The 23437-nt window shown below is 72.2% G+C and carries 21 protein-coding genes; 13 read left to right on the top strand and 8 right to left on the bottom strand.

What is annotated here, in order from left to right:
* Window positions 1-5: 5 nt before the first annotated feature.
* From K6U06_RS07930 to lpdA, 4 genes are read right to left on the bottom strand one after another with little or no spacing between them, the layout of a single operon-like run.
* Window positions 6-1106, bottom strand: a complete 1101-nt coding sequence (locus tag K6U06_RS07930; RefSeq protein ID WP_262321382.1) for a M24 family metallopeptidase — start codon at window positions 1104-1106, stop codon at window positions 6-8.
* Complete coding sequence (lipA, locus tag K6U06_RS07925) at window positions 1103-2836, bottom strand: lipoyl synthase (RefSeq protein WP_262321381.1); 1734 nt, start codon at window positions 2834-2836, stop codon at window positions 1103-1105. Before lipA ends, K6U06_RS07930 begins: the two co-directional genes overlap by 4 nt.
* Entirely contained in the window at window positions 2833-4323 is a 1491-nt protein-coding gene (locus K6U06_RS07920) for a dihydrolipoamide acetyltransferase family protein (RefSeq protein ID WP_262321380.1), read from the bottom strand. The genes lipA and K6U06_RS07920 overlap by 4 nt, the downstream gene beginning before the upstream one ends.
* Window positions 4316-5782, bottom strand: coding sequence for a dihydrolipoyl dehydrogenase (lpdA, locus tag K6U06_RS07915; RefSeq protein WP_262321379.1), 1467 nt, complete (start codon window positions 5780-5782; stop codon window positions 4316-4318). The genes K6U06_RS07920 and lpdA overlap by 8 nt, the downstream gene beginning before the upstream one ends.
* Window positions 5783-5891: 109 nt before the next feature.
* Between lpdA and K6U06_RS07910 the strand changes: the two genes are divergently transcribed.
* The 12 genes from K6U06_RS07910 (at window position 5892) to K6U06_RS07855 (ending at window position 17603) form a co-directional block, all read left to right on the top strand.
* Window positions 5892-7604, top strand: a complete 1713-nt coding sequence (locus K6U06_RS07910; protein ID WP_262321378.1) for an ABC transporter substrate-binding protein — start codon at window positions 5892-5894, stop codon at window positions 7602-7604.
* The gene (locus K6U06_RS07905; protein ID WP_262321377.1) at window positions 7605-8633 is read left to right on the top strand and encodes an ABC transporter permease; all 1029 of its coding nucleotides are present in this window, start codon (window positions 7605-7607) and stop codon (window positions 8631-8633) included. It abuts the gene before it with no gap.
* Window positions 8630-9580 (top strand): ABC transporter permease, encoded by a 951-nt coding sequence (locus K6U06_RS07900; protein WP_262321376.1) that lies wholly within the window; start codon window positions 8630-8632, stop codon window positions 9578-9580. Before K6U06_RS07905 ends, K6U06_RS07900 begins: the two co-directional genes overlap by 4 nt.
* On the top strand, window positions 9580-10650 hold the full coding sequence (locus K6U06_RS07895; protein WP_316044698.1) for an ABC transporter ATP-binding protein: 1071 nt from the start codon (window positions 9580-9582) through the stop codon (window positions 10648-10650). Before K6U06_RS07900 ends, K6U06_RS07895 begins: the two co-directional genes overlap by 1 nt.
* Complete coding sequence (locus K6U06_RS07890) at window positions 10647-11750, top strand: ABC transporter ATP-binding protein (protein WP_262321375.1); 1104 nt, start codon at window positions 10647-10649, stop codon at window positions 11748-11750. The genes K6U06_RS07895 and K6U06_RS07890 overlap by 4 nt, the downstream gene beginning before the upstream one ends.
* 7 nt (window positions 11751-11757) lie before the next feature.
* Window positions 11758-11886 (top strand): mycofactocin precursor MftA, encoded by a 129-nt coding sequence (gene mftA, locus K6U06_RS07885; RefSeq protein WP_262321374.1) that lies wholly within the window; start codon window positions 11758-11760, stop codon window positions 11884-11886.
* Entirely contained in the window at window positions 11871-12203 is a 333-nt protein-coding gene (gene mftB / locus K6U06_RS07880; RefSeq protein WP_262321373.1) for a mycofactocin biosynthesis chaperone MftB, read from the top strand. The genes mftA and mftB overlap by 16 nt, the downstream gene beginning before the upstream one ends.
* Complete coding sequence (mftC, locus tag K6U06_RS07875; RefSeq protein WP_262321372.1) at window positions 12181-13293, top strand: mycofactocin radical SAM maturase; 1113 nt, start codon at window positions 12181-12183, stop codon at window positions 13291-13293. The genes mftB and mftC overlap by 23 nt, the downstream gene beginning before the upstream one ends.
* A gap of 28 nt (window positions 13294-13321) precedes the next feature.
* Window positions 13322-14095, top strand: coding sequence for a mycofactocin biosynthesis peptidyl-dipeptidase MftE (mftE, locus tag K6U06_RS07870; RefSeq protein WP_262321371.1), 774 nt, complete (start codon window positions 13322-13324; stop codon window positions 14093-14095).
* Window positions 14092-14898 carry a mycofactocin-coupled SDR family oxidoreductase gene (locus K6U06_RS07865; protein ID WP_262321370.1) on the top strand — a complete coding sequence of 269 codons (807 nt, stop codon included), beginning with the start codon at window positions 14092-14094 and terminating at the stop codon, window positions 14896-14898. Before mftE ends, K6U06_RS07865 begins: the two co-directional genes overlap by 4 nt.
* A gap of 126 nt (window positions 14899-15024) precedes the next feature.
* On the top strand, window positions 15025-15996 hold the full coding sequence (locus K6U06_RS07860) for a UDP-glucuronic acid decarboxylase family protein (protein WP_262321369.1): 972 nt from the start codon (window positions 15025-15027) through the stop codon (window positions 15994-15996).
* A 122-nt stretch (window positions 15997-16118) separates the two neighbouring features.
* Window positions 16119-17603, top strand: a complete 1485-nt coding sequence (locus K6U06_RS07855) for a glycosyltransferase (protein WP_262321368.1) — start codon at window positions 16119-16121, stop codon at window positions 17601-17603.
* On the opposite strand, the gene K6U06_RS07850 is transcribed toward K6U06_RS07855, so the two are convergent.
* Genes K6U06_RS07850 through purB form a run of 3 tightly spaced genes read right to left on the bottom strand, consistent with a single transcriptional unit; the run spans window position 17583 to window position 21436 of the window.
* On the bottom strand, window positions 17583-19268 hold the full coding sequence (locus K6U06_RS07850) for an urea amidolyase family protein (RefSeq protein WP_262321367.1): 1686 nt from the start codon (window positions 19266-19268) through the stop codon (window positions 17583-17585). The two genes, K6U06_RS07855 and K6U06_RS07850, sit on opposite strands and share 21 nt — an antisense overlap.
* Window positions 19265-20056 (bottom strand): LamB/YcsF family protein, encoded by a 792-nt coding sequence (locus K6U06_RS07845; protein WP_410051006.1) that lies wholly within the window; start codon window positions 20054-20056, stop codon window positions 19265-19267. The genes K6U06_RS07850 and K6U06_RS07845 overlap by 4 nt, the downstream gene beginning before the upstream one ends.
* A 15-nt stretch (window positions 20057-20071) precedes the next feature.
* A complete protein-coding gene (gene purB / locus K6U06_RS07840) occupies window positions 20072-21436 on the bottom strand; it encodes an adenylosuccinate lyase (RefSeq protein WP_262321365.1) in 1365 nt (454 codons plus the stop codon).
* Window positions 21437-21509: 73 nt separating this feature from the next.
* Here purB and K6U06_RS07835 point away from each other — a divergent pair, with 73 nt between their 5' ends.
* Window positions 21510-21992 carry a lipopolysaccharide assembly LapA domain-containing protein gene (locus K6U06_RS07835; protein ID WP_262321364.1) on the top strand — a complete coding sequence of 161 codons (483 nt, stop codon included), beginning with the start codon at window positions 21510-21512 and terminating at the stop codon, window positions 21990-21992.
* Here the strand turns inward: K6U06_RS07835 and K6U06_RS07830 are convergent, their stop codons facing one another.
* Entirely contained in the window at window positions 21993-22958 is a 966-nt protein-coding gene (locus K6U06_RS07830) for an aldo/keto reductase (RefSeq protein WP_262321363.1), read from the bottom strand.
* Window positions 22959-23437: the final 479 nt, after the last annotated feature.

Here is a 23437-nt window from a genome sequence, read left to right as displayed (position 1 = left end):
CGGCTCTAGCCGTCGACGACGGTCAGGGCGTGGGAGGCGGTGTTGAGCGGGCGTGGCCCCGCGTCCGCGGCGACGACGATGTCCTCGATGCGGGCGCCGAAGCGGCCATCGAGGTAGATGCCGGGCTCCACCGAGAAGGCGTGGCCGGGGACCAGCCCGGTGGTGTTGCCGGCGACGATGTAGGGGTCCTCGTGCTCCTCCAGGCCGATCCCGTGCCCGGTCCGGTGGATGAACGCGTCCCCGTAGCCGCCCTCTGCGATGGGGCCGCGGGCGGCGGCGTCGACCGCTTCGCAGGTCACGCCGGTCTGCGCGGCGCGCACCGCGGCCGCCTGCGCCGCCTCCAGCACCCCGTACAACTCGACGAAGTCCGCTTCGGGGGTTGTTGCGGTCCACACGGTGCGGGTGATGTCGGAGCAGTAGCCGTCCATCGTCCCGCCGAAGTCACAGACCACCGCTTCGCCGGGCTCGATGCGCCGCGACCCCGGCTCGTGGTGGGGACTGGCGGAGTTGGGGCCACTGCCGACGATGGCGAAGTTGACCTTCTGGTGGCCCTCGGCGACCAGACGACGGCCCAGGTCGTCCGACACTTCCTTCTCGCTGCGCCCGACGAGGCGGATCTCGCCGCCGAGGAGCGCGGCCGCGACCCGGTCGGCGGCGGCGGACGCCGCCGCCAGGGCCTCGATCTCGGCGGGGTCCTTCACGGCGCGCAGCGGGCCGGTGACCGCGGAGGCCACCGACCACACGGTGCCGGGAAGGGCCCGCTGCAGGCCCAGCACGAACGTCGCCCACGCCCGGTCCGACACTGCGAGCGACCGGCGGGCGCCGACCAGCTCGGCCACCAACGCCACGGGGTCCTGGCCCTCGGCGAACGGGGCGATCGCGAAGACGTCGGGGTCGGGCTCCACCCTGGGCGCCTCCAGGCGGGGCACGACCAGGGTGGCCGGGGCGTCCGCGGGGACCACCAGCATGGTGAGCCGCTCGAGGGGCATCGCCTCGTAGCCCGACAGCCACGGCAGGTCGGCTCCGAGGGACAGCAAGAGGGCGTCTACCCCCAGCTCCGACATCGCGGCGCGCACCCGCTCCAAGCGGCGGGCCCGGACGCTCACCGGAACGACCCGGAAGCCACGCCCGGGTCGGTCGCGACCGGTCCCGCGGCGTGGCGGGCGGAGTCGGCGGCCTGGCGGGCGTGGTAGCTGGAGCGGGTCAGCGGCGACGCCTCGACGTGGGGGATCCCCATCGCTTCGCCCGCGACGCGCAGCCGGTCGAACTCCTCGGGCGTCCACCACCGGGCTACGGGGAGGTGGTGGGACGTCGGGCGCAGGTACTGGCCGACGGTGACGATGTCGACACCGACACCGTGCAGGTCGGCGAGAGCGGAGAGGACCTCGTCGAAGGTCTCGCCCATCCCTACGATCAGGCCGGACTTGGTGGTGAGCCCGGCCGCCTTGGCCCGGGCCAGCACGCCGAGGCTGCGGGTGTAGGAAGCGGAGGGCCGCACCGCCCGCTGCAGGCGGGCGACGGTCTCCAGGTTGTGGTTGAGCACCTCGGGGCGGGCGGCGAAGATGGTCTGCAGCGACGCTTCGTGACCCCGGCAGTCGGAGATCAAGACCTCGACCGCGGTACCCGGCGACGTGGCGTGGATGGCCTCGATGGTGGCGGCGAAGCCGGACGCGCCGTCGTCGGCCAGGTCGTCGCGCGCCACGGTGGTCACCACCGCGTGGGCCAGCCCCATGCGGGCCACCGCCTCGGCGACCCTGGCCGGCTCGTCGGGGTCGACCGCTTGGGGTTTGCGGGTGTCGACCAGACAGAACCCGCACGCCCTGGTGCAGCGGTCACCGTTGATCATGAACGTGCCGGTGCCGTCGGCCCAGCACTCGTAGATGTTCGGGCAGCCGGCCTCCTCACAGACGGTGACGAGGTTCAACTCCTTCACGGTCCGCTTGAGCGCCCGGTACTCGGCGCCCATCTTGGCCTTGACGCGCAGCCACTCGGGCTTGCGCTCCTCGATCGCCAACCCCGACGACGGGTCGACCCCGGCCTGCGCCAAACGTCCGAGCAGGCGTACCGGCTCGCCGCGGTCCTGGCGGCCGCCGGCGGAGGCCGGGACCGGCGCACCAGGCCCCTCGCCGCGGGTGAACGCAGCCAGATCGGAGTCCGCCACTCGCCACGCGGTGTCCTGCCGGTCGAGACCGGCGTAACCCCACCCGCTGACCGCCCGGGCGACCACCGCGTCGACGACCTCGCGCGTCGACACCGCCACCCCTTCGGCCGCCATCGAGGTGACCGGCTTGTCCGCGATCCCGCACGGGACGATGTGCCCGAAGTACGACATGTCCGGGTCCACGTTGAGGGCGAAGCCGTGCATCGACCGGCCCTTCGACACCCGAACTCCGATCGCCGCGATCTTGCGGGGCGTCGGTCCGTCGACGCCGACCCACACTCCCGGGTAGCCGTCCAGGCGGGCGGCCCCCGGCAGTCCCAGGTCGGCTAGGGCGTCGATGACCAGCTGCTCGATGCCGTGCACGTAGCACGGCGTGGAGTTGGGCCCCGGCGCGACGTCGAGGATCGGGTAGCCGACCAGCTGGCCCGGGCCGTGGTAGGTCACGTCCCCGCCCCGGTCGGCGCGGACCAGCTCGGCTCCCACCGACGCCGGGTCGACGAGGACGTGCTCGGCCTTCGCCCGCACCCCCATGGTGTAGGTGTGGGGATGCTCGAGCAGCAGCAACCAGTCGCCGTCGCCGTGCTCCCACAGGCCCCGCTGCAGGGCATGGGCGTCGCGGTAGGCGACCCGCCCCCCCAGCCACCGGGCCCGCAGGAGACGCGGCGACGGGCTCACAGCTCCGCGGCCCAGTCCCTGGTCTCCAAGATGGTGCGGATCCGAGCGACGAACGCCGCGGCGTATGCACCATCGAAGGCCCGGTGGTCCCATGACATGGCCAGCACGCCGATCGGATGGATGGCGATGCTGTCGGTGCCGTCGGGCAGCTCCACCACGACGGGCTTCTTGCGGACGCCGTCGGTGGAGATGATGGCCACCTGAGGCTGGTTGATCACCGGGACGGTGATGAAGGTCCCGAAGGGCCCGGCGTTGGTCAGGGTGATCGTCCCGCCGCTGATGTCGTCCATCGTCAGCCGCTTGCCCCTGGCCTTGCCGGCCAGCGAGGAGATGTCCCGGGCCAGCGCCCGCAGCCGCTTGCCGTCGGCCTGGTGGATTACCGGGACCAACAGGCCCTCGAAGTCCAGGTCCACCGCGACGCCGAGGTTGATGTCGTGGTGCACGATCAGCTCGTCGTCACCCACGGAGGAGTTGACGTTGGGGAACTCGCCGAGCGCGTCGACCACCGCCCGGGAGATGAACGGAAGATAGGTGAGCCCGAACCCCTCGGATTCCTTGAACCTTCCCTTCTCCGCGCTGCGGACCGCTTCGACAGCGGAGAAGTCCACCTCGACCGCGACCATGGTGTGGGCGGAGGTGGCTTTGGACCGCACCATGTGCTCGGCGGTGCGCCGGCGGATGTTGGTGAAAGGGATCACCGTGTCGCGCTCGGTCGCCCGCGGCGCGGGGAGCGCGGCGGCGGCCGGGGCGGCCGGCGCGGCGGCGGGCGCCGCAGCCGGGACGGCGCGCCGCTCTGCGGGGGCGGCCGGTGCCGGAGCGCTGGCGCCGTTACCCGCGGAGCGCTTGTCGATCAGGTCCAGGACGTCGTTGCGGGTGATCCGCCCGCCGGCTCCGGTGCCCGCGATCTGCGAGGCGTCGAGGTCGTGCTCCGCGATGAGGCGACGGACCACCGGCGAGAGCACCTTTCCACCGCCGTCACCGGGGCGCGCCGGGGGTCGGTCGTCGCCGGGGCGGGTCGACGACCCGTTGCGCTGCTCGCCGGGGCCGGTTTGGGGCAGCCGGGCGGCGGGCGCCTGCTCGAGCTCGGGGGCCGGGGCCTGGGGGCCGGACTCGACGTCGCCGCCGGGCTCGCCCGCCGCCGCGTCGGGAACCTGCCGGGGCTCGGGGGCGGGTACCTCGGCTGCCGGCGCTTCCGCGGCGGGTGCCTCGGCGGCGGGTGCCTCGGCGGCGGCCGCCGCGCCCGGCGCGGCGGCTCCGTCGGAGATCACCGCCAGGCGGGTTCCGACGTCGACGGTCTCGCCCTCCTGGACGAGGATCTCCGACACGACGCCGGCGGCCGGCGACGGCACCTCGGAGTCGACCTTGTCGGTTGATACTTCGAAGAGCACCTCGTCTTCGGCGACCGTCTCGCCGACCTGCTTGAGCCACCGGGTGATGGTGCCCTCGGTAACCGTCTCGCCGAGCTGCGGCATCGTGATGTCAGCCAACGTGAAGACCTCTTCCAGTCAGGGCGAGGACCGTCTCGCCGAATGCCTCCGACAGCGTCGGGTGAGGCTGGATGTAGTGACCGACCTCTTCGGGCGTCGCCTCCCAGTTGACGGCCAGGTATCCCTGACCCAACTGCTCGGTGACCCAGGGGCCGACCATATGCACGCCGAGTATCCGCCCGGCCTTGCCGTCGGGCAGCTTCTCGCAGATGACCTTGACGATCCCGTCGGGCTCCCCGACGATCAGCGCCCGACCGTTCCCGCCGTAGGGGTCCTTCTTGGTCACGACGTCGTAACCGGCCTCTTTGGCGGCGTCCTCTGACAGGCCCGCGAAGGCCACCTCGGGATGGCAGTAAATGCACCACGGCACCTTGCCGTAGTCCACCGGGACGACGTCGTCGCCGAGGATCTGGTCGATGATCAATACGCCCTCGGCGAACCCGACGTGGGCCAGCGCGGGGGTGGCGACCAGGTCGCCGGCGGCGTAGACGCCGGGCTCACCGGTCTGCATGTACTCGTCGACCTCGACGAACCCGCGGGCGTCGACCTTCACCCCGGTCCCCTCGAGGCCGAGGTGGTCGGCGAGCGGGCGGCGCCCGACGGAGACAACGACCGCGTCGACCTTGAGCTCCTCGCCTTCCCCGAAGCTGACGGTGGTGGAGCTGCCGTCGGCGGCGGGCGTGTGGCCCGACACTTTCACCCCGGTGCGCACGCCGATCCCGCGCTTTTTGAACGAGCGGAGCACGACGTCGGTGACGTCCTTGTCGCACCCCGGGAGGATCTTCGGGAGGGCCTCGAGGATGGTGACCTGCGCGCCCAGGTCGGCGAGCATCGATGCGAACTCGCAGCCGATGGCCCCGCCGCCGATCACCGCAGCGGAACCGGGAAGCGACTCCAGGGCCAGGATCTCGTCGGAGGTCATCACCACCTTGCCGTCGACCTCGAAGCCGGGGATGGTCCGCGGCACCGACCCCGCGGCCAGGATCACGTGCGTGCCCCGGATCTTCGTGGTCGCGCCGGCGCCGTCGTCGATGGTCACGACATGGTCGGGGCCGAGGGAACCGACGCCAGCGAAGGTCGTGACCTTGCGCTTCTTCATCAGGCCTTGGAGGCCCTTCCAGAGCTGATCGACGATCTTCTGTTTGCGGGCCTGACTCTGAGCGAAGTCGACGACCGGCGGCTCGGTGCTGATCCCGAACTCCTTGGCACCGACCACGGTCCGGAAGACCGATGCGGTCTCCAGGAACTCCTTCGCCGGGATGCATCCGCGGTGAAGGCAGGTCCCCCCCACCTTTTCCATCTCGACCACCGCGATGTTGAGCCCGGCCAGGCCGCCGTGCAGGGCGGCGGCGTAGCCAGCCGGACCCCCCCCGATCACGACCACATCGAACTCTTGGTGCTCTGACTGCTGTACCTCGGCCGTGGGGACCACCTCCTCGTCGGCGGTCAGCGTATCCACTTGGAGGAGTTCATCCGCCCGTCACAATCCCGGGACCCGGGAGGCCTAGGGTCCCTCGCCGTCCAGCCAGTTGAAACCTGGGTTACACACTCTCACTAGGATGTAACGCGTGTCACACACCCTGCCCCGCCGACCGCTCGCCTTGGCCGCGGTCGCCACACTGTCCCTCGGCCTGCTGTCGGCGTGCGGAAGCTCGTCGCACAGCACCTCCCCGCCCAGTGCGGGCAGCGCCACGACCGGCGCCGGCTCGGGCGGCAAGAGCGGGGGCACCCTCACCGTGGCGATGGGCACCGCTCCCGACTCGCTCGACCCGCAGTACGGCTACACCACCCAGGCCGTCGAGGCCGACGCGATCACCTACACGCCGCTGCTGACCTACACCCACGCCAACGGCACGGCCGGCAGCACGATCATCCCGGGACTGGCCCAGGCCCTGCCGACGGTGTCCTCCGACGGGTTGACCTACACGATGAACCTCCGGCCCAACCTGACCTTCTCCGACGGCACGCCGGTCAAGGCGTCGGACTTCGCCTACTCGATCGAGCGGATGATCAAGCTCAACTGGGGCGGTGACTCCTTCATCACCAACTACGTGAAGGGCGCCTCGGACTACGCCGCCGGCAAGGCCACGAGCATCAGCGGGATCACCACCGACGACTCGACGGGCAAGATCACCATCACCCTCACCCAGCCTTACGGTGCGTTCGAAAACGTGCTGGCGTTCCCCGCGGCGGCGCTGGTGCCGAGCGGCACGGCGATGAAGGCCCTCTCCGCTGCGCCCCCCATCGGCGACGGTCCCTACGTGATCAGCCACGTGGTGCCCAACGTGTCGTTCACCCTGACCCGCAACCCGCACTGGGCGGCGCAGAACATTCCGGGCATCCCCGACGGTCACGTCGACTCCATCCAAGTCAGCATCCAGAGCAACAACCAGACCGAGGCTCAGCAGGTCCTGTCCAACCAGACCGACATCTTCGACCCGGGCGACACGCTGCCGCCGGCGCTGCTCGCGCAGATCAAGTCCCAGGCCGCCAACCGGTTCAAGGAGGTGTCCATCCCGCAGAGCTTCTACATCTTCTTCGGGACCACCACCGCTCCGTTCAACAACCCCGTCGCCCGCCAAGCCGTGGACCTCGCCTTTGACCGCACCGCCACCCAGCGACTGTCGTCTGGGTTCATGGTGCCGGGGTGCTACTTCCTCCCCCCGGGCATCATCGGGCACCCGACCAGCCAGTGCCCCGCCGGGGACCCGGCCCAGCCGCCGAGCGCGGCCAACGTGGCCAAGGCCAAGCAGATGATCCAGCAGGCCGGCCTGGCCGGGACGCCGGTCACGGTGTGGAGCGAGACTCGCAGCCCCCGCCAGGAGTACATGACCTACTACGCGCAGCTCCTCAACCAGATCGGGTTCAAGGCCACCTTGAAGGTGATCCAAGACGCCGTGTACTTCCAGACGATCGGCAACGAGGCCCTGCACCCCCAGACCGGGTTCGCCGACTGGGACGAGGACTTCCCCAACCCGTCGGACTTCTACCTGCTGCTCGACGCTCGCTCGATCCAGGCTCAGAACAACGAGAACTACGGCGACGTCAACGACCCGCACATCCAGTCCGAGCTGACCAAGCTCGACGCTGTTCCAGCCGCCCAGCTGTCGTCGGTGGCCAGTGAGTGGCAGGCGCTCGACGAGTACGTGACCAAGCAGGCGTACTTCCTCACCTTCGGTTACCAGCAGGTGCCGATCTTCGCCTCCACCAACGTCGACTTCTCCTCGATCGACTTCAGCGGGAACGACTACATGGACTGGTCCTCCATCTCGCTCAAGTAAGTGGCCATCGAGACCTCCCATCCGCCGCTCCTCGCCCCGATCGGGGGCGAGGAGGCGGCGCCGGCCGGCATCGGGCCCTACCGGCTGGCACTACGACGCCTCCGGCGCAACAAGACGGCGATCGCCTTCGGCGCCCTTTTCCTGATCGTGGTGATCCTGTGCCTGCTGGCACCGGTCTACGCCAACGACATCGCCCACACCGGTCCCAACACCAACCACATCACCGAGGTGATCAAGGTCGGGGGCAAGAGCAGGGACGTGGTGTCGCCTGACGGCATCCCGACCGGGCCGACGTGGGGCTCGAAGTTCTTCTTCGGGGCCGATCCGAGCGGGCGCGACGTCGCCGTCCGGCTCCTCTACGGGGGTCGCAACTCGCTGGAGATCGGCATCTTGGCGACGATCATCACCATCGTCTTGGCCACCGCCGCCGGTGTGGTCGCCGGCTACTTCCGGGGTTGGGCCGACGGGCTGATCTCCCGGACCCTCGACCTGATCTGGGCGTACCCGGCGGTGCTGCTCGGCGTCGCCCTGGGCGTCAACCTGGCGTTGGGCGGCATCAGCGTCGGGCCGTTACACATCAAGGGCAACTCCAACTGGATACCGGCTCTGGTGATCGGCGTGGTGTACGTGCCCTACATCGCCCGCCCGATCCGCGGTCAGGTCCTCGGGCTGCGAGAACGGGAGTACATCGACGCGGCCCGCACCCTCGGTGCCGGCCACCTACGGATCATGGCCAGCGAGATCCTCCCCAACCTGTCGTCGACGCTGGTGGTGTTCGTGGCTTTGCAGATGGCCCAGTCGATCGTCCTAGAAGCGTCGCTGTCCTTCCTCGGCGCGGGCGTCCAGCCCCCGAACCCGTCGTGGGGGACGATGATCTCCGAGGGCGTGTCGCTCATCACCGCCGCGCCCCACCTGGTGCTGGTGCCGGGCATCATGCTCATCGTGGCGGTGCTCTCGGTCAACGTGTTCGGGGAGGGCCTGCGCGCCGCCCTGGACCCGCGGGCCACGATCCGGGCCAACCGGACATGATCCGCTTCGTCGTCCGGCGCGCCGCGTCGGCCCTGGGCGTGCTGGTCGCGGTCAGCATCTTGACGTTCCTCATCTTCGCGGCGATCCCGAACGGCAACCCGGCCCTGCGCCTGGCCGGCCGGACGGCCAGCCCGCAGGACATCGCCGCGGTGACCAAGGCCTACGGCTTCAACAAGCCGATCTACGTGCAGTACGCCAAGACGATGCAGCAGGTGTTCACCGGACAGATCCAGTCCTACACCCAGCACGTCACCGTGATGAGCCAGATCAAGCGGGGCCTGCCCGCCACCGTGTCCCTGGCCATCGGAGCGACCGTGCTGTGGCTGGTGGTGGCCATCATCTTGGGCTTGGCCGCGGCGCTCAGGGCCGGATCGGCGACCGACACCTCGATCACCGTGCTCGGCTTCGCCGGCATATCGGCGCCGTCGTTCGTGGTCGGGGCGATCCTGCTGTACCTGTTCGCGTTCAAGACCCACCTGTTCCCGAACGGGGGCTACGTCGGCATCACCTCGGGGGTGGGGACGTGGTTCCACCACATGGTGCTGCCTTGGATCTCGCTCGCGGTGCTCTACATCGGCATCTACTCCCAGGTGCTGCGCTCCACCGTGGTCGAGACCTTGAGCGAGGACTTCGTGCGGACCGCCCGGGCCAAGGGCCTGTCGCGGCGGCGGATCCTGACCGGCCACGTGCTGCGCACGTCGCTGATACCGCTGGTCTCGCTGTGGGGCCTGGACTTCGCCGGCGTGGTCGGCGGCGGCGCCATCTTGGTCGAGACGGTGTTCAACCTCCACGGCGTGGGCCAGTACGTCCAGCAGTCGGTGAGCGCCCTCGACGTGCCGCCGATCCTCGTCACCGTGCTCTTCGGGGCGATCTTCGTCGTGCTGCTCTCCGCGCTGGTCGATGTGATCTACGCGGCCCTCGACCCCCGAATCCGGCTGGCGGCCTGATGGCCCTCCTCGACATCGACCACCTGCGGGTCTCGTTCCGGACCGAGGGCGGCACCGTCCAGGCCGTCGACGACGTCAGCTTCTCCCTGGAGCCGGGAGAGATCCTCGGCATCGTCGGCGAGTCAGGCTCCGGCAAGTCGGTGACGGCCATGACGATCATGGGCCTGACCCGCTCACCCAACGCCTCGTTCGCCGGTCGCATCACCCTGACCGGCCCCGACGGGGCCACCACCGACCTCCTCGCGGCGAGCAACCACCAACTGGAGAGCATCCGCGGGGCGCGGGTGGCGATGATCTTCCAGGACCCGATGACCGCCCTCAACCCGGTGCATCGGGTCGGGGACCAGATCGCCGAGCAGATCCGGGCCCATGAGCCGGTCGGCAAGCGGGCTGCTACCGCAAGGGCCGTCGACCTGCTGCGCCGGGTCGGCATCCCCCGCCCCGACGAGCGGGCCCGCTCGTTCCCCCACGAGTTCTCGGGCGGGATGCGCCAGCGGGTGATGATCGCCATGACCCTGTCGTGCTCTCCGCAGGTGCTCATCGCCGACGAGCCGACCACGGCGCTCGACGTGACCATCCAGGCCCAGATCCTCGCCGAGATCGAGGACCTGCGGGCGGAGACCGGCGTCGGCGTGTTGCTCATCACCCACGATCTCGGGGTGATCGCGGAGGTCGCCGACCGGGTGGCGGTCATGTACGCGGGGCGCGTCGTCGAGCAGGGAGACCTGCGAACGATGTTCACCGATCCGCTGCACCCCTACACGTGGGGGCTGCTCGGGTCGGTACCCCGCATCGACAAGGACCGACCGGGGCGGTTGCCGACCATCCCCGGCGCCCCTCCCTCCCTTCAGAACACCCCGAAGGGATGCCACTTCGCGCCCCGCTGCCCGCACCGCTTCGAGCGCTGCGGGGAGGTGCCGCCGCTCGAAGCCGCCGACGCGACCGCCCCCGGGCACCTCGACCGGTGCTGGCTGGCGCTCGACACCAAACGCAAGGTACGCATAGTCAACGGCACGATCGGACTCCCCGCCGCTTCCCCCGCCGGGGCCGACACGGCAGGTGTGAGGTGACCGCCACCGAGACCGGGGGCGAGGCGCCGGCACCGGCCGCCACCGCCCCGCTACTCGAGATCGACCACCTGCAGGTGCTGTTCCCGGTTCGGGCCGGCATGCTCGGGCGGACCAGGGCGCACGTCCACGCCGTCGACGACGTCACGATCAACCTGACCGAGGGCGAGACGCTGGGCCTGGTCGGCGAGTCGGGGTGCGGGAAGACGACGCTGGCGCGCACCGTGCTGCGCCTCACCAAGCCGACCGGCGGCCACCTGCGCTTTCGCGGCAACGACATCACCGCGCTCGGCCAACGAGACCTGCGGCCGTTCCGTGCCGAGGTCCAGATGGTGTTCCAGGACCCGCAGGCGTCCCTCAACCCCCGCAAGCGGGTCGGGCAGATCATCAGCGCCGGCCTGGCGCTGCGAGGCATGCCCGAGAAGGACCGCCCAGCGCGCGTCCGGGAGCTTCTGGCCCAAGTCGGGCTCAGCCCCGAGCACGTCAATCGCTTTCCCCACGAGTTCTCGGGAGGGCAGCGTCAGCGGGTCGGTGTGGCCCGGGCCCTGGCCGCCGAACCCCGCCTCATAGTCTTGGACGAGCCGGTGTCGGCTCTCGACGTGTCGATCCAGGCCCAGGTGGTCAACCTCCTCGACGACCTGCAGGACCGCCTGGGCCTGTCGTACATCTTCGTGGCCCACGACTTGAGCGTCGTGCGCCACGTCTCGGACCGCATCGCAGTGATGTACCTCGGCAAGATCGTGGAGGTGTCTCCGGCCGAGGCTCTCTACAGCCGGCCCATCCACCCCTACACCGAGGCGCTCCTCGACTCGGTCCCGATCCCCGACGCGGAGCGGGCCCGGCGGGCCCGAAAGCCGGTGCAGGGCGACCCGCCGAGCGCCACGGCTCCCCCTCCTGGGTGCCGTTTCGCTGGGCGCTGCCCTCACGCCACCGACGTGTGCAGGCGCGTCGAGCCTCCGCTGGTCGCTTACCCCGGCGGCCACCTGGCGGCGTGTCACCATCCTCGCAACGTGAGCGCCGAGGACCTCGCCGCGGCGGTCATCTCCCCTAGCAGCCCGGCGTCGAGCGGAGACTCGCTACCCGGCTCCGAGGCCGCTCTATAGTCGGTCCATGGCGACCGACACCGGCAACATCACCGGCAACATCACCAGCGACCGGGAGACCGAAGACGAGGCCCTCGTCGAGGAGGAACTGCTGGTGGAGGAGATCTCCATCGACGGCATGTGCGGGGTGTACTGATCCCCCCCGGGACCGCCGCGGGCGAGGTCCGAGGCGACCTGCGCTACCGCATGGACCCGCAGGTGGCGCTGCGCCCCGAGCGTTTCGGTGCCCTGGCCTACCACTACGGCAACCGCCGCTTGAACTTCCTGCGCTCCCCGCTGCTGGCGACAGTCGTCGAGACCCTCGACGAGTACCCGTCGCTGCAAGCCTCACTCGATGCTCTGGTGCCCGCCGCCCAGCACGACACATACCGCCGCGCCCTCTCGGCGCTGGCCACCTCGCAGTTCATCCAGCCGTCCCCAGAGGAGGACCGTGGCCAACGCACTGACGACTGAGCTCAAGCTCGGGCTCGACGCCCCGATCTGCCTGACCTGGGAGCTGACCTACGGCTGCAACCTGGCGTGCATCCACTGCCTCTCGTCGTCGGGACGGCGCGACCCCAACGAGCTGAGCACCGCCGAGGTGATGGCGGTCGTCGACGAGCTGCACGAGATGAAGGTGTTCTACGTGAACATCGGAGGCGGCGAACCGACGATCAGAGCCGACTTCTACGACGTGGTCGACTACTGCATCGAGCGCGGCGTTGGCGTCAAGTTCTCGACCAACGGGTCCACGATCACCCCGGCGCGCGCCGCCCGGCTGGCCGCCACCGACTACCTCGACATCCAGATCTCCCTCGACGGGGCCGACGCCGCCACCAACGACGCGGTCCGCGGTGACGGCTCTTACGCCACCGCCCGCCGGGCGATGGACCACCTGGCCGCCGCGGACTTCGGGCCGTTCAAGATCAGCGTCGTGGTGACCCGGGAGAACGCCGCGCAGCTCGACGAGTTCGAGGCGCTGGCCGCCAGCTACGGCGCCCAGCTGCGCCTGACCCGCCTGCGCCCCTCCGGGCGCGGCGCCGACACCTGGGACCGGCTGCACCCGACCAACGACCAGCAGGTGGCGCTCTACCACTGGTTGCTGGACCGGCCCGGGGTGCTGACCGGGGACTCGTTCTTCCATCTCTCGGCGCTCGGCCAGCCCTTGGAGGGGCTCAACCTGTGCGGAGCAGGGCGGGTCGTGTGCCTCATCGACCCGGTCGGCGACGTCTACGCCTGCCCGTTCGTGCTTCACGACACGTTCAAGGCCGGCTCGGTGCGCAACCCCGGCGGGTTCGCCCAGGTGTGGCGCAACTCGTCGCTGTTCACGTCGCTGCGGGAACCGACCTCGGCCGGCGCCTGCGCGTCGTGCGGGTCCTACGACGCGTGCCAGGGCGGGTGCATGGCAGCCAAGTTCTTCACCGGGCTGCCGCTGGACGGGCCCGACCCCGAGTGCGTGAAGGGTCACGGCGAAGCCGCCCTCGCCGGCGTCGCGGCCGGGGCCGCCCCCTCGCCCGGCCCGGGTCACAGCGCCCCGGTCCGGCTCCTGTCGCGGCGCCGGTAGCGGCGATGGAGGGCGGCGAGTCCCACCGGTGGTGACCTCTGGTACCGGTCGCGACGCCATGGTCCTCGCCGAGCGGGCGTGGCCCGACGCCGGAGACGGGATCCTCGTTGTCCCCCTCGGCGCCTGCGAACAGCACGGAGCTCACCTCCCGTTCGGGACCGACACGATGGTGGCCGGCGCTCTGGCCGGTCGGGTGGCCGCCGCCCGCGGGGACGCGGTGGTCGCGCCCGCCCTCCCCTATGGCGCCAGCGGCGAGCACGCCGGCTTCGCCGGGACGCTGTCGATCGGCGTCGACGCCCTGCGCACGGTGATCGTCGAACTGGTGCGCTCCGCCGACGCGTTCGCCGGCGTGGTGCTGGTCTCGGCTCACGGCGGTAACAGCCTGGCGGTAAACGACGCGGTGTCCCTGCTGGAGAGCGAAGGCCGGCGGGTCCTGGCGTGGTCACCGTCGGCGGCGAGCGCCGCCGAGGCTGCCGGCCGGCCCGCCGACGCCCACGCCGGGTTCGTCGAGACGTCGGTCGTCTTGGCCCTCGACGCCGGCCTGGTCCGCGCCGGGCGGGCCGCGGCCGGTGACACCCGTCCGCTGTCTGCCATCCTCCCGGCTCTGCGGGACGGTGGCGTCGGGGCGGTGGCACCCAACGGCGTGCTCGGGGATCCGGCCGGGGCGACCGCGGAGGCGGGGGTCAAGATCCTCGATGCGTGGACCACCGACCTGCTCGCGGCGCTCGAAAGCTGGTCGCCCCGTCCGCCGGCCGGGCCCTCGCCGGGCGGGAGCGTCGCGGTGGCGGGCGGCGCCGGGTGACCCCGTCGCTGGCCGCTCCGGTCGCGGTGATCACCGGCGCGGCGCGGGGGATGGGCGCGGCCACGGCTCGCCGCCTGGCCGCCAGCGGATGGCGGCTGGTCCTCGTCGACGCGTGCGCGGACGACCCGGCGCTCGCCTACCACCTGGCCCGCCCCGAGGACCTCGCCTCGGTAGTCGGGGACTGTGGCGGCCCCGACACCGCAGTCGGAGTGACCGCTGACGTGCGCGACCAGGCCGGGATGGACGCCGCGGTGGCGACCGCGGTCGAGCGTTTCGGAGGTCTCGACGCCGCGGTGGCCGTCGCCGGGGCCATCACGGGGGGACCCGACGCCTGGGACGTGAGCGACGAGGCGTGGCAGGCCATGATCGGCATAAACCTCGAGGGGCCGTGGCGCCTGGCTCGCGCCGCGGTCCCGGCGCTGCTGGCCAGGCCGGCGCCGCGACGGGGCCGATTCGTGGCGGTGGCGTCCACCGGTGGCCTGGTGGGATTGCCCCGCCTGAGCGCCTACTGCGCGGCCAAAGCCGGTGTCATCGGCCTGGTCCGGGCGCTGGCCGCCGAGCTCGGACCCCACGGCGTGACGGCCAACGCCATCGCCCCCGGATCGACCGCAACCGCGATGCTCGACGCCAGCGCCGCGGTGTACGGCCTGCCCGACACGACCGAGTTCGCCACCCACCACATGCTGCCCCGCCTCCTCGACCCCGACGAGCCGGCCGCCCTCCTGGCGTGGCTGTGTTCCGAGGACAGCGGCGCTGTCACCGGCGCGGTGCTACCCGTCGACGCCGGCATGAGCGCCCGCTGATCGGCGCCGGCACTAGATTGCTCCGTCGGTGAACGGCCGGACGGCCGGCCAACTGGAGGATCGTTTGTCTGTGCGCCACCGTCGGGTCCAGCGGCCAGTCGCCGGCGCCCACCGGTCGGTGGGGAGGTGAGCCGCAGGGTCGTCGTCACCGGCGGTGCCGGCTTCCTCGGGTCCCACCTCTGCGAAGCCCTGCTGCGCGCCGGTGACACGGTCGTGGCGGTCGACAACCTCTGCACCGGGCTGCCGTCCAACCTGGACGGCTTTTCGGACAACCCCCGCTTCCAGTTCGTCGAGGCGGACGTGAGCGAAGGGATCCCCCTCAGCGGACCGGTCGACGTGGTCGCCCACCTGGCGTGCCCCGCGTCGCCGCCCGAGTACCTGCGCCTTGCGCTGGAGACTCTCGCGGTCGGCAGCCGCGGGACCCAGGCCGCGGTGGACCTGGCCATGGAGCACGGCGCCCGCCTGGTGTTCGCGTCGACCAGCGAGGTGTACGGAGACCCGACGGTCCACCCGCAGCCCGAGAGCTACTGGGGCAACGTCAACCCGGTCGGGCCGCGCAGCGTCTATGACGAGTCGAAGCGGTTCTCTGAAGCCCTGCTCGTGGCTCACGCCCGCTATCGCGACGCGAACGTGGGGATAGTGCGGATCTTCAACACCTACGGACCCCGGCTGCGCCCCCAGGACGGGCGGGTGGTGTCCAACTTCATCGCCCAGGCCCTTTCGGGTGAGCCGCTAACCATCTACGGGAGCGGGTCGCAGACCCGGTCGTTTTGCTACGTGGACGATCTCATCGCCGGCCTGCTCGCCATGATCAACAGCCAAGAGCGGGGGCCGATCAACATCGGCAACTCCGCCGAGATGACCGTCGCCCAACTGGCCGACCTGGTCCTCGAGCTGACCGGGTCCGGGTCGAAGGTGGTCTACGAGGACATGCCCGTCGACGATCCGCTGGTCCGCCAACCCGACATCACCCTGGCCTCGACGCTGCTCGGGTGGCGCCCCGTCGTCGACCTGCGCGACGGTCTGCTCCGGACCATCGAGTGGCACAAGGCCCTGGCCGAAGGCGCCGGCGGCGGCCGGCGCCCCGCCGGAAACTGACCCGCTCGGCCCGCGCCGGGCCCGCCGCGGGCCCTCCGACGTCCCCGCGCGCCGGCGCGGCGGCCGAGGCGTCCCCGCCTGGGCGGGGCGGGTCCTCGTGGCCGGCGGGGTGGGGCATCGTCTTGGCCCGAGCGACGCGGCGGACCACCCCGACGACGCTGATCGGCGGCGCCCCGATGCGGGTGCTGCGCATCACCGACGCCGGCGCCGCCGCGCTCGACCGGTGGCTGGCGGGGGCCCCGGTGCCCACCGGCGACGCCCACGCGGTGCTGGCCAGGCGGTTGACCGACAGCGGCATCGCCGTCCCGGTCGTGCCGGGCCGGCCGGTAGGCCACGACGCCGGAGTCTCGGTCGTGATCCCCGTCCACGACCGGCCGGACGGCCTGGCGGCCACCCTGAGGGCGCTCGCTCCCCTCGCTAGGGCCGGTGTCGAGATCGTGGTGGCCGACGACGGGTCGGGCGACCCCGAAGCGGTCGCCGCGGCGGTCGCCGGTTGCGCTGCGCCGGTCACGCTGGTCCGCCGGCCGGTGCGAGGGGGCCCGGCCGCAGCCCGCAACACCGGGTGGCGAGCAGCCAGCGGCTCCACGATCGCGTTCTTGGATGCCGACTGCATCCCGGCCCCCGGCTGGCTGGAGGCCTTGGCAGGGCACCTCGCCGACGAGTCGGTCGCGGCGGTGGCACCGCGAGTGACCGCGCTGCCTCCCCCGCCGGGCGGCAAACGCCGGGCGGGCGCCGGCCCGGCGGGTGCCGGCCGGGCGGGTGCGGGCTGGGCGGGTGCGGGCCCGCTCGGTCAGCGGGCGGCGGCTTGGCTCACCCGTTATGAGCAGGTCCGCTCCCCTCTCGACCTCGGCCCGGATCCTGGCCCGGTGCGCCCCGACGGGAAAGTCACCTACCTCCCGAGCGCGGCCCTGGTCGTGCGGCGCAGCGCCCTCGAAGCGGTAGCGGGCTTCGACGAGACCATGCCCGTCGGCGAGGACGTCGACCTGGTCTGGAGGCTGGTCGCCGGCGGTTGGAGGGTCCGCTACGAGCCGGGGGCCCGAGTCGGGCACCCGGCCCGCCCGTCACTGGAGGCTGCGCTGCGCCAAAGGCACGCCTACGGACGTTCCGCGGCCCCCCTGGCGGCCCGCCACCGGTCGTCGGTCGCTCCCTTATCGCTGCCCTGGCCCGCAGCTATGGCGTGGACCGCGACCGTCGCCGTCCCGCCCGCCGCGGGCGGGGCGGTGGTCGCCGGCGCCGTCGCCGCCGGCGCGCTCGGTTGGAGCACTCGGCGTGTCCGTCACCGCACCGGGCTGCCGCTATCCGCGGCCGCACGGATCGCGCTCGGCGGCCACCTGGCCGGCGGCCGGGCTTTCGCGGAGGCGGCGCGGCGGACCTGGTGGCCGCCGGCGGTGCTGGCGTGCCTCGTCGCGCCGCGCCGTTCCGGCCGCCTCGTCGCCCTGGTCGTGGCGCCGCTCCTCGCCGAGTGGCAGCGGGCCGGGCGGCCTCTGGGGCTCGTGCGGTGGGTGGTGTTCCGCCTGGCCGATGACGCGGCCTACGGGTCGGGGGTGTGGGCCGGCTGTGTTCGGGCCCGCAGCGCCAGGGCGCTGCTACCCCGCCTCGGCGCCTGACTGGGAATCGGCCGCTCGGGCTGATCGCACCAGGGCGAAGCGCAGCGAAGCCCCGGGACGCAGCTGCGCGGCCAAGTGCATGTCGGCGCCGACCACCACGCCCAGTACCGGGTATCCGCCAGTCACCGGGTGGTCGGCGAGGAACAGCACCGGCTCCCCCGAGGGCGGAACCTGCAAGGCGCCGGCGATCAACCCCTCCGGAGGCAGCTCCCCCGGCCGCGAGCGCGCCAGCACCGCCCCCGAAAGGCGCAGCCCGACCCGGTTGCTCTCCGACCCTACGGTCCAGGTCGTCGCGGCCAGCACCGCCAGCGCGTCGGGCCCGAACCAGTCGTCGCGGGGACCCGGTAGCACCCGCAGCAGCGGCTGGGGATGCGGCCGTCGTATGGGAGCCACATCAAGTCCGCTGCGGCGCCCCCCGTCCGGGCCGAGGGCCAGCGACTGCCCAGCCGCCAGGCGCGGCGGGCCGATACCGCTCAGCAGATCGGTGGCGCGGCTGGCGAGGACCGGTGGGACGTCGAGGCCGCCGGCGACGGCCAGGTAGGCCCGAGCCCCTTCGCGGGCCCAGCCGACCTCGATCCGGCTTCCCCCGTTCACCTCGAGGGGGGCGTTGGTCGCCGCGGGCCGGCCGTCGACGCTGAGTGACACCTCCGCACCGGTGACCGCGACCGCCCGGCTGGCGCCGGGAGGCAGATCGAGGCGTAGCCGCGGACCTCCGATGGTCGCCTCGAGCAGCGCCGCCCCGTCATCGTTGCCGACCAGACGGTTGGCCAGGCGGGCGGCGGGCCCGTCGAGCCAGCCCGACGGCGGTACACCCTGGTGGCCGAGCCCGGGGCGGCCCGGGTCCTGCACGGTGGTGAGCACTCCCGGGTCTAGGACGTGTAGGGCGCCGGCGGCGGGAGGCTCCTCCGGCGAGCTCGACCTGGTGGCGGTGGCCGCCGGCCGCCGGGAGCGTTCGGCCGCGACGAAGCGGACGTGGGTCCCCGGCGAGAGCAGCGCCGGCGGCTGGCGCCGGATGTCCCACACCGCGACGTCGGTCCGCCCGAGCAGCTGCCATCCCCCCGGGCTCGGCGCCGGGTAGACCGCGCTGTAACGGTCGGCTACGGCCACCGAACCGGCGGGCACCGCCGGGCGCGGCGAACGGCGTCTAGGCACCCACAGGCGTTCGGGCAGCCCGCTCAGGTAGGCGAACCCGGGAGCGAACCCGCAAAACGCCGCCTGGTAGACGGCACCTTGATGGGCGGCGACGACTTCGGCGACCGTCAGCCCGCAGTGGCGGGCGACCTCGTCGAGGTCTGCACCGTCGTAGACCACCGGGATCTCGACCGTTTCCTCTTCGCCCGGATCGGAAGGTGACGGTGGCTGGCGGTCCGGGATGCCTGCGATCACCGAGAGCAGAGCGGCGATCTCCTCGCCGCCGGCGACGACGACGAGAACGGTGGCCGCGCCGGGCACGACGTCCTGCAACCCGCGGACGGGTGGCAACGCCCGGCCGGGCAGGGGGCGAACCGCCGCCTCTCGCACCGCGGCCGCGAGCGCGACGGGCGGCCACCCCGGGGCCTCCAGCAGCACCGCTCCCTCCCCGACGGGGCGGATGGAGATCCCGGCTTCCGCCAGACTCCCGTCACCGCCGGGGCGGTCCTCGGTTCCCTGGTCGGGCCCGCTCACGCCGCTGCGAACGCCCGGACCGTCACCCCGGCTGACTCCAGCGCCCGTCGCGCGGCGCGGGCGGACGCCACCGCGGACGGCGTGTCGCCGTGCGCGCACAGCGACACCACCGACAGGGCCACCACCTCGCCGGTGCTGGCTGTAACCTCGCCGTCGACGGCGATGCGCACCGCGCGAGCCGCGATCGCGGCGCTGTCGTCGATGACCGCGCCCGGCCGCGACCGGTGGAGGAGCCCGCCGCCCGGCTCATAACCCCGGTCCAGGTACCCCTCGGCGAAGGCCGGGACGCCGGCACTGGCGGCCGCGCTGAGCAGAGCGCTGCCGGGAAGGGCGAGCACCCCGACGCCGTCCCCGAAAGCAGCCACCGCCTCGACCACGGCGGCCGCGGCGTCGGGCTGAGCGCACGCCCGGTGGTACAGGGCCCCGTGCGGTTTCACGTACGACACCCGGCCTCCGGCGGCGCGAGCGAAACCGGCCAGGGCTCCGAGTTGGTACAACACGTCGTCGCGCAACGCGCCCGGCTCGACATCCAGGTCCCTGCGCCCGAAGCCGACCAGGTCCCGGTACGACACGTGCGCGCCGATCGCGACGCCGACGGCAACGGCCCGCTCGCACACCCGGGCCATGATCGAAGGGTCGCCGGCGTGGAAGCCGCACGCCACGTTGGCGCTGGTGATCACCTCCAGCAGCCCGTCGTCGTCTCCCATCGTCCACGGCCCGAACCCCTCGCCGAGGTCGGCGTTGAGGTCGACGGAGAGGCTCACCGGAGCGGGGTCACCGGCGGTCATGGCCGCGGGCGCCGGTCACTGCTCGGGCGGCCGGGCGTAGGCGACCAGCTCGGGGGCCAGACCGACATAGCCTGCCGGGGTCAGCGCGAGGAGCCTGGCTTCGGCCTCGGCGGGCAGGGCCAGCTCCTTGACGAATTCCTGTACGTCCTTGGGGCCGACGGTGGTGCCGCGGGTCAGAGCCTTCAGCCGCTCGTAGGGCTCGTCGTAGCCGTAGCGGCGCATCACCGTCTGGATCGCCTCGGCCAGCACCTCCCACTGGCCGTCGAGGTCGGCGGCCATCACCTCGGCGGAGGGGGCGACGCGTGCCAAGCCGCGCCGCGCCGCCCGCAACGCCAGGCCGGAGTGACCGATGGCCACGCCGAGGTTGCGGATGGCGGAGGAATCCGACAGGTCCCGCTGCATGCGGGAGATCATCAGCTTGCTCGCCAGGTGCTCGGCGAGGGCGGAGGACACCCCGGCGTTGGCCTCGGCGTTCTCGAAGTCGATCGGGTTGACCTTGTGCGGCATGGTCGAGGACCCGACCTCGCCGGCGACGGTCTGCTGGCGCAGGTAGGCGCGGCTGATGTACTCCCACATGTCGCGGCAGAAGTCGATGAGGATGGTGTTGGTGCGCACGACCGCGTGCAGGACCTCGCCGAGGGCGTCGTGGGATTCGATCTGGGTGGTCAGCGGGTTCCACTGCAGGCCGAACCCTTCGACGAACTGCCGGGACACCTCGATCCACGGCACCTCCGGGTAGGCGACCTGATGGGCGCCGTAGGTCCCGACCGCACCGTTGAACTTCGCGCTGAGCGGGATGGCCCGCACCCCTGCGAGCTGCCGCCGCCACCGGCTCACGAAGACGGCCAGTTCCTTGCCGAGGGTGGTCGGCGTGGCGGTTTGCCCGTGGGTGTGGCTGGGCATCGGCAGCGCAGCGTGGGCCTCCGCCAGACCCCAAACCTCGCCGACCAGCCCGTCGGCCAGCGGCAGCCAACCGGAGCGCAGGCCGTCGCGCAACATGAGCGTGTAGGCCAGGTTGTTGATGTCCTCGGATGTGCACGCGAAGTGCACGAACTCCGCCCCCGGCCCGAAGCCGACGGCCGCCAGCTTGTCCTTCAGGTGGTACTCCACGGCCTTGACGTCGTGGTTGGTGCGCCGCTCGATGGCTTTGATGGCATCGACGTCGGCGGCGCCGAAATCACGGACCCAGCCGCGCATCGTCGCGGCCGTCGCCTCGTCGACCGGCGCCAACTCCCCGATCTCCGGTCGCTGCGACAAGGCGAGGAGCCACTCCACCTCGACCGCGAAGCGCTGGCGCAGCAGCGCGTCCTCGGAGAAGGCATCGGCGAAATCGGTCAGCTGCGAGGCGTAGCGGCCGTCGAGGGGGGAAAGTGCTGCCATCCCCGCGAGCGTACCGGTGCCCCGCTCCGGCCACCGGCGTCTGGTCGACGGCCTGGCGGGGTAGGGGCTACCCGTGGGCCTCTTCAAGCATCAGCGCGCCGAGGCCGGTGCCGGTGCTGCACCGGTGACCTCCCTGGATCAACTGCCGCCTCCGCCGGCCACTGCGTGGCAAGCCGCGGCGCCGGCTGACATCGAGCCCGGCTCGCCTCAGGCGGCGGCTGATCCGGTGACCTCGCCTCCGCCTGAGGCCCCCCAGACCGATCCCGGGCCTTCACAGAACCCGCCTCTCGTGGTACCCAAGACTCGGACCAGCGCCGCCTACGTGGGTGTGTCGGTCGGGTTGGTGGTCTTGGTGCTGGTGATCATCTTCATCGCCCAGAACCTGCGCGACGCCACGGTCCACTTCCTCGGCGCCAGCTTCAAAATGCCGATCGGACTCCTGGTGCTGGCTTCGGCGGTCGCCGGGGGGATCATCGTCCTCCTGGTTAGCGCAGCCCGCGTCGCCCAGCTGCGACTGATGGCCCACCGCCACCAGGCCGGCCGGCCCACCCGCTGATCACCGGCCCAGCTTCGCCCTGACCACATCGGCGGCGGCGGCCACGCCGGTGCGGGGCTCGAACCGGGCCGCGGCGCGCACCAAACGGTCGTCGTCCTCGGCCGTCAGGTCCAAGTCCGCGGCCGCTACGTTGCCCTCCAACTGCGCGACGCTGCTGGCCCCGGGGATCACCACCACGTTGGGCCGGCGCAGCAGCCACGCCAGCGCGACCTGCGACGGGGTGGCGCCGTATCCGGCGGCGACCGACGACAGCGTGGCGCGCAGGTCCTCTGCCCTGCGCATGTTCTCCGGTGTGAAGAGCGGTTTGAACGACCGGACCCCGCCCGGGCGGCTGGTGGCGGACCACCGACCGGAGAACGCACCTTGGGCCAACGGGCTGTAGGCGATGATCAACCGGTCGTTGGCCTGAGCCCACGGCAGCAGCTCCGCCTCCGGCCCTCGGGTGACCAAGTTGTACTCCACCTGGTTGGAGAGGATCGGCCCCCCGAAGGCGGCCTCCGCCGAACGCCACCCGGCAGGGCTGTGGTTGCTTACCCCCACATGGGCGACCAAACCGGCTCGCTTCAAGTCGGCGAGGGCTCCGAACATCGGACCCGACGGCGCCAGCGGGTTGGGCCAGTGGACCTGGTAAAGGTCCACGGAATCAGTTCCCAGCCGGCGCAGACTGGCCTGGGCGTGGCGCCGGACGGCAGCGGGGTGCGGGAAGAACGGTGCGTACTTGGTGGCGAGGAACACCTCGTCGCGGCGGCCGGCCAGCGCCCGCCCGAGGATCGTCTCCGAACGGCCCCGCCCGTAGATCTCCGCGGTGTCGAACAGCGTCACGCCGAGATCGAGCGCCCGCTCGACGATGCGGGCGGCCTCGCCGCCGGCGTAAGCGGCCCCGTAGCCCCACTCGCGGGAGCCGAACTGCCACGTCCCGAGCCCGACCGCTGACACCGCGGCACCCCCCGCGTTCACGATTCGCACCCACCGGACCCTAACCGCCGGAGCGAAAGACTGGACGGGCGGCGCCGCCCCGGCCACGATGGCTCGATGGGTCGGCCGGGAAAGCTCTTCGACCAGGACGACGAGCCCGAGATCCCAGCGGCCCGTCGACCGCGGCGGGGGGGCTTCTTCGACCAGGATCTCGAGGGCGAGCCGGGCCCCGAGACCGGCTCCAGGGCATCCGACCCGCTGCCGGCGTGGCCGGAGCCGGCCTCACCGGACCCGACCGGCCAGCCGATCCTTCGCATCACCAGCAGCCCGGTGGTGCGCCCCTCGCCGTTCGAGCCCGAACGGCCGTCGCGCCCCAACCGACCCGACGTCGCGCCGCCAGTCCGGCTCGAGCCGCCCGAGCGGGTCGAGCCGCCAGTCCGGGTCGGTCCGCCCGCCACCGGCCTTCCCCGCCGCGCCGACCGTCCGGTGCCCCCAGCGCCGGCGCGCCAGCCGCCGGCGCCGGCGCGCCA

The sequence above is a fragment of the Acidiferrimicrobium sp. IK genome (assembly GCF_025499425.1).
Classification (GTDB): Bacteria; Actinomycetota; Acidimicrobiia; order Acidimicrobiales; family Palsa-688; genus Acidiferrimicrobium.
The sequence above is the reverse complement of the archived record's forward strand: the minus strand, read 5'-3'. Positions and strand labels throughout refer to the sequence as shown.

Bases quoted from the DNA above. Each gene is read 5' to 3' on its own strand.
- purB (WP_262321365.1), bottom strand. From the start codon at position 21,436: ATGGCAGCACTTTCCCCCCTCGACGGCCGCTACGCCTCGCAGCTGACC.
- K6U06_RS07900 (WP_262321376.1), top strand. From the start codon at position 8,630: ATGATCCGCTTCGTCGTCCGGCGCGCCGCGTCGGCCCTGGGCGTGCTG.
- K6U06_RS07895 (WP_316044698.1), top strand. From the start codon at position 9,580: ATGGCCCTCCTCGACATCGACCACCTGCGGGTCTCGTTCCGGACCGAG.
- mftA (WP_262321374.1), top strand. From the start codon at position 11,758: ATGGCGACCGACACCGGCAACATCACCGGCAACATCACCAGCGACCGG.
- K6U06_RS07845 (WP_410051006.1), bottom strand. From the start codon at position 20,056: ATGACCGCCGGTGACCCCGCTCCGGTGAGCCTCTCCGTCGACCTCAAC.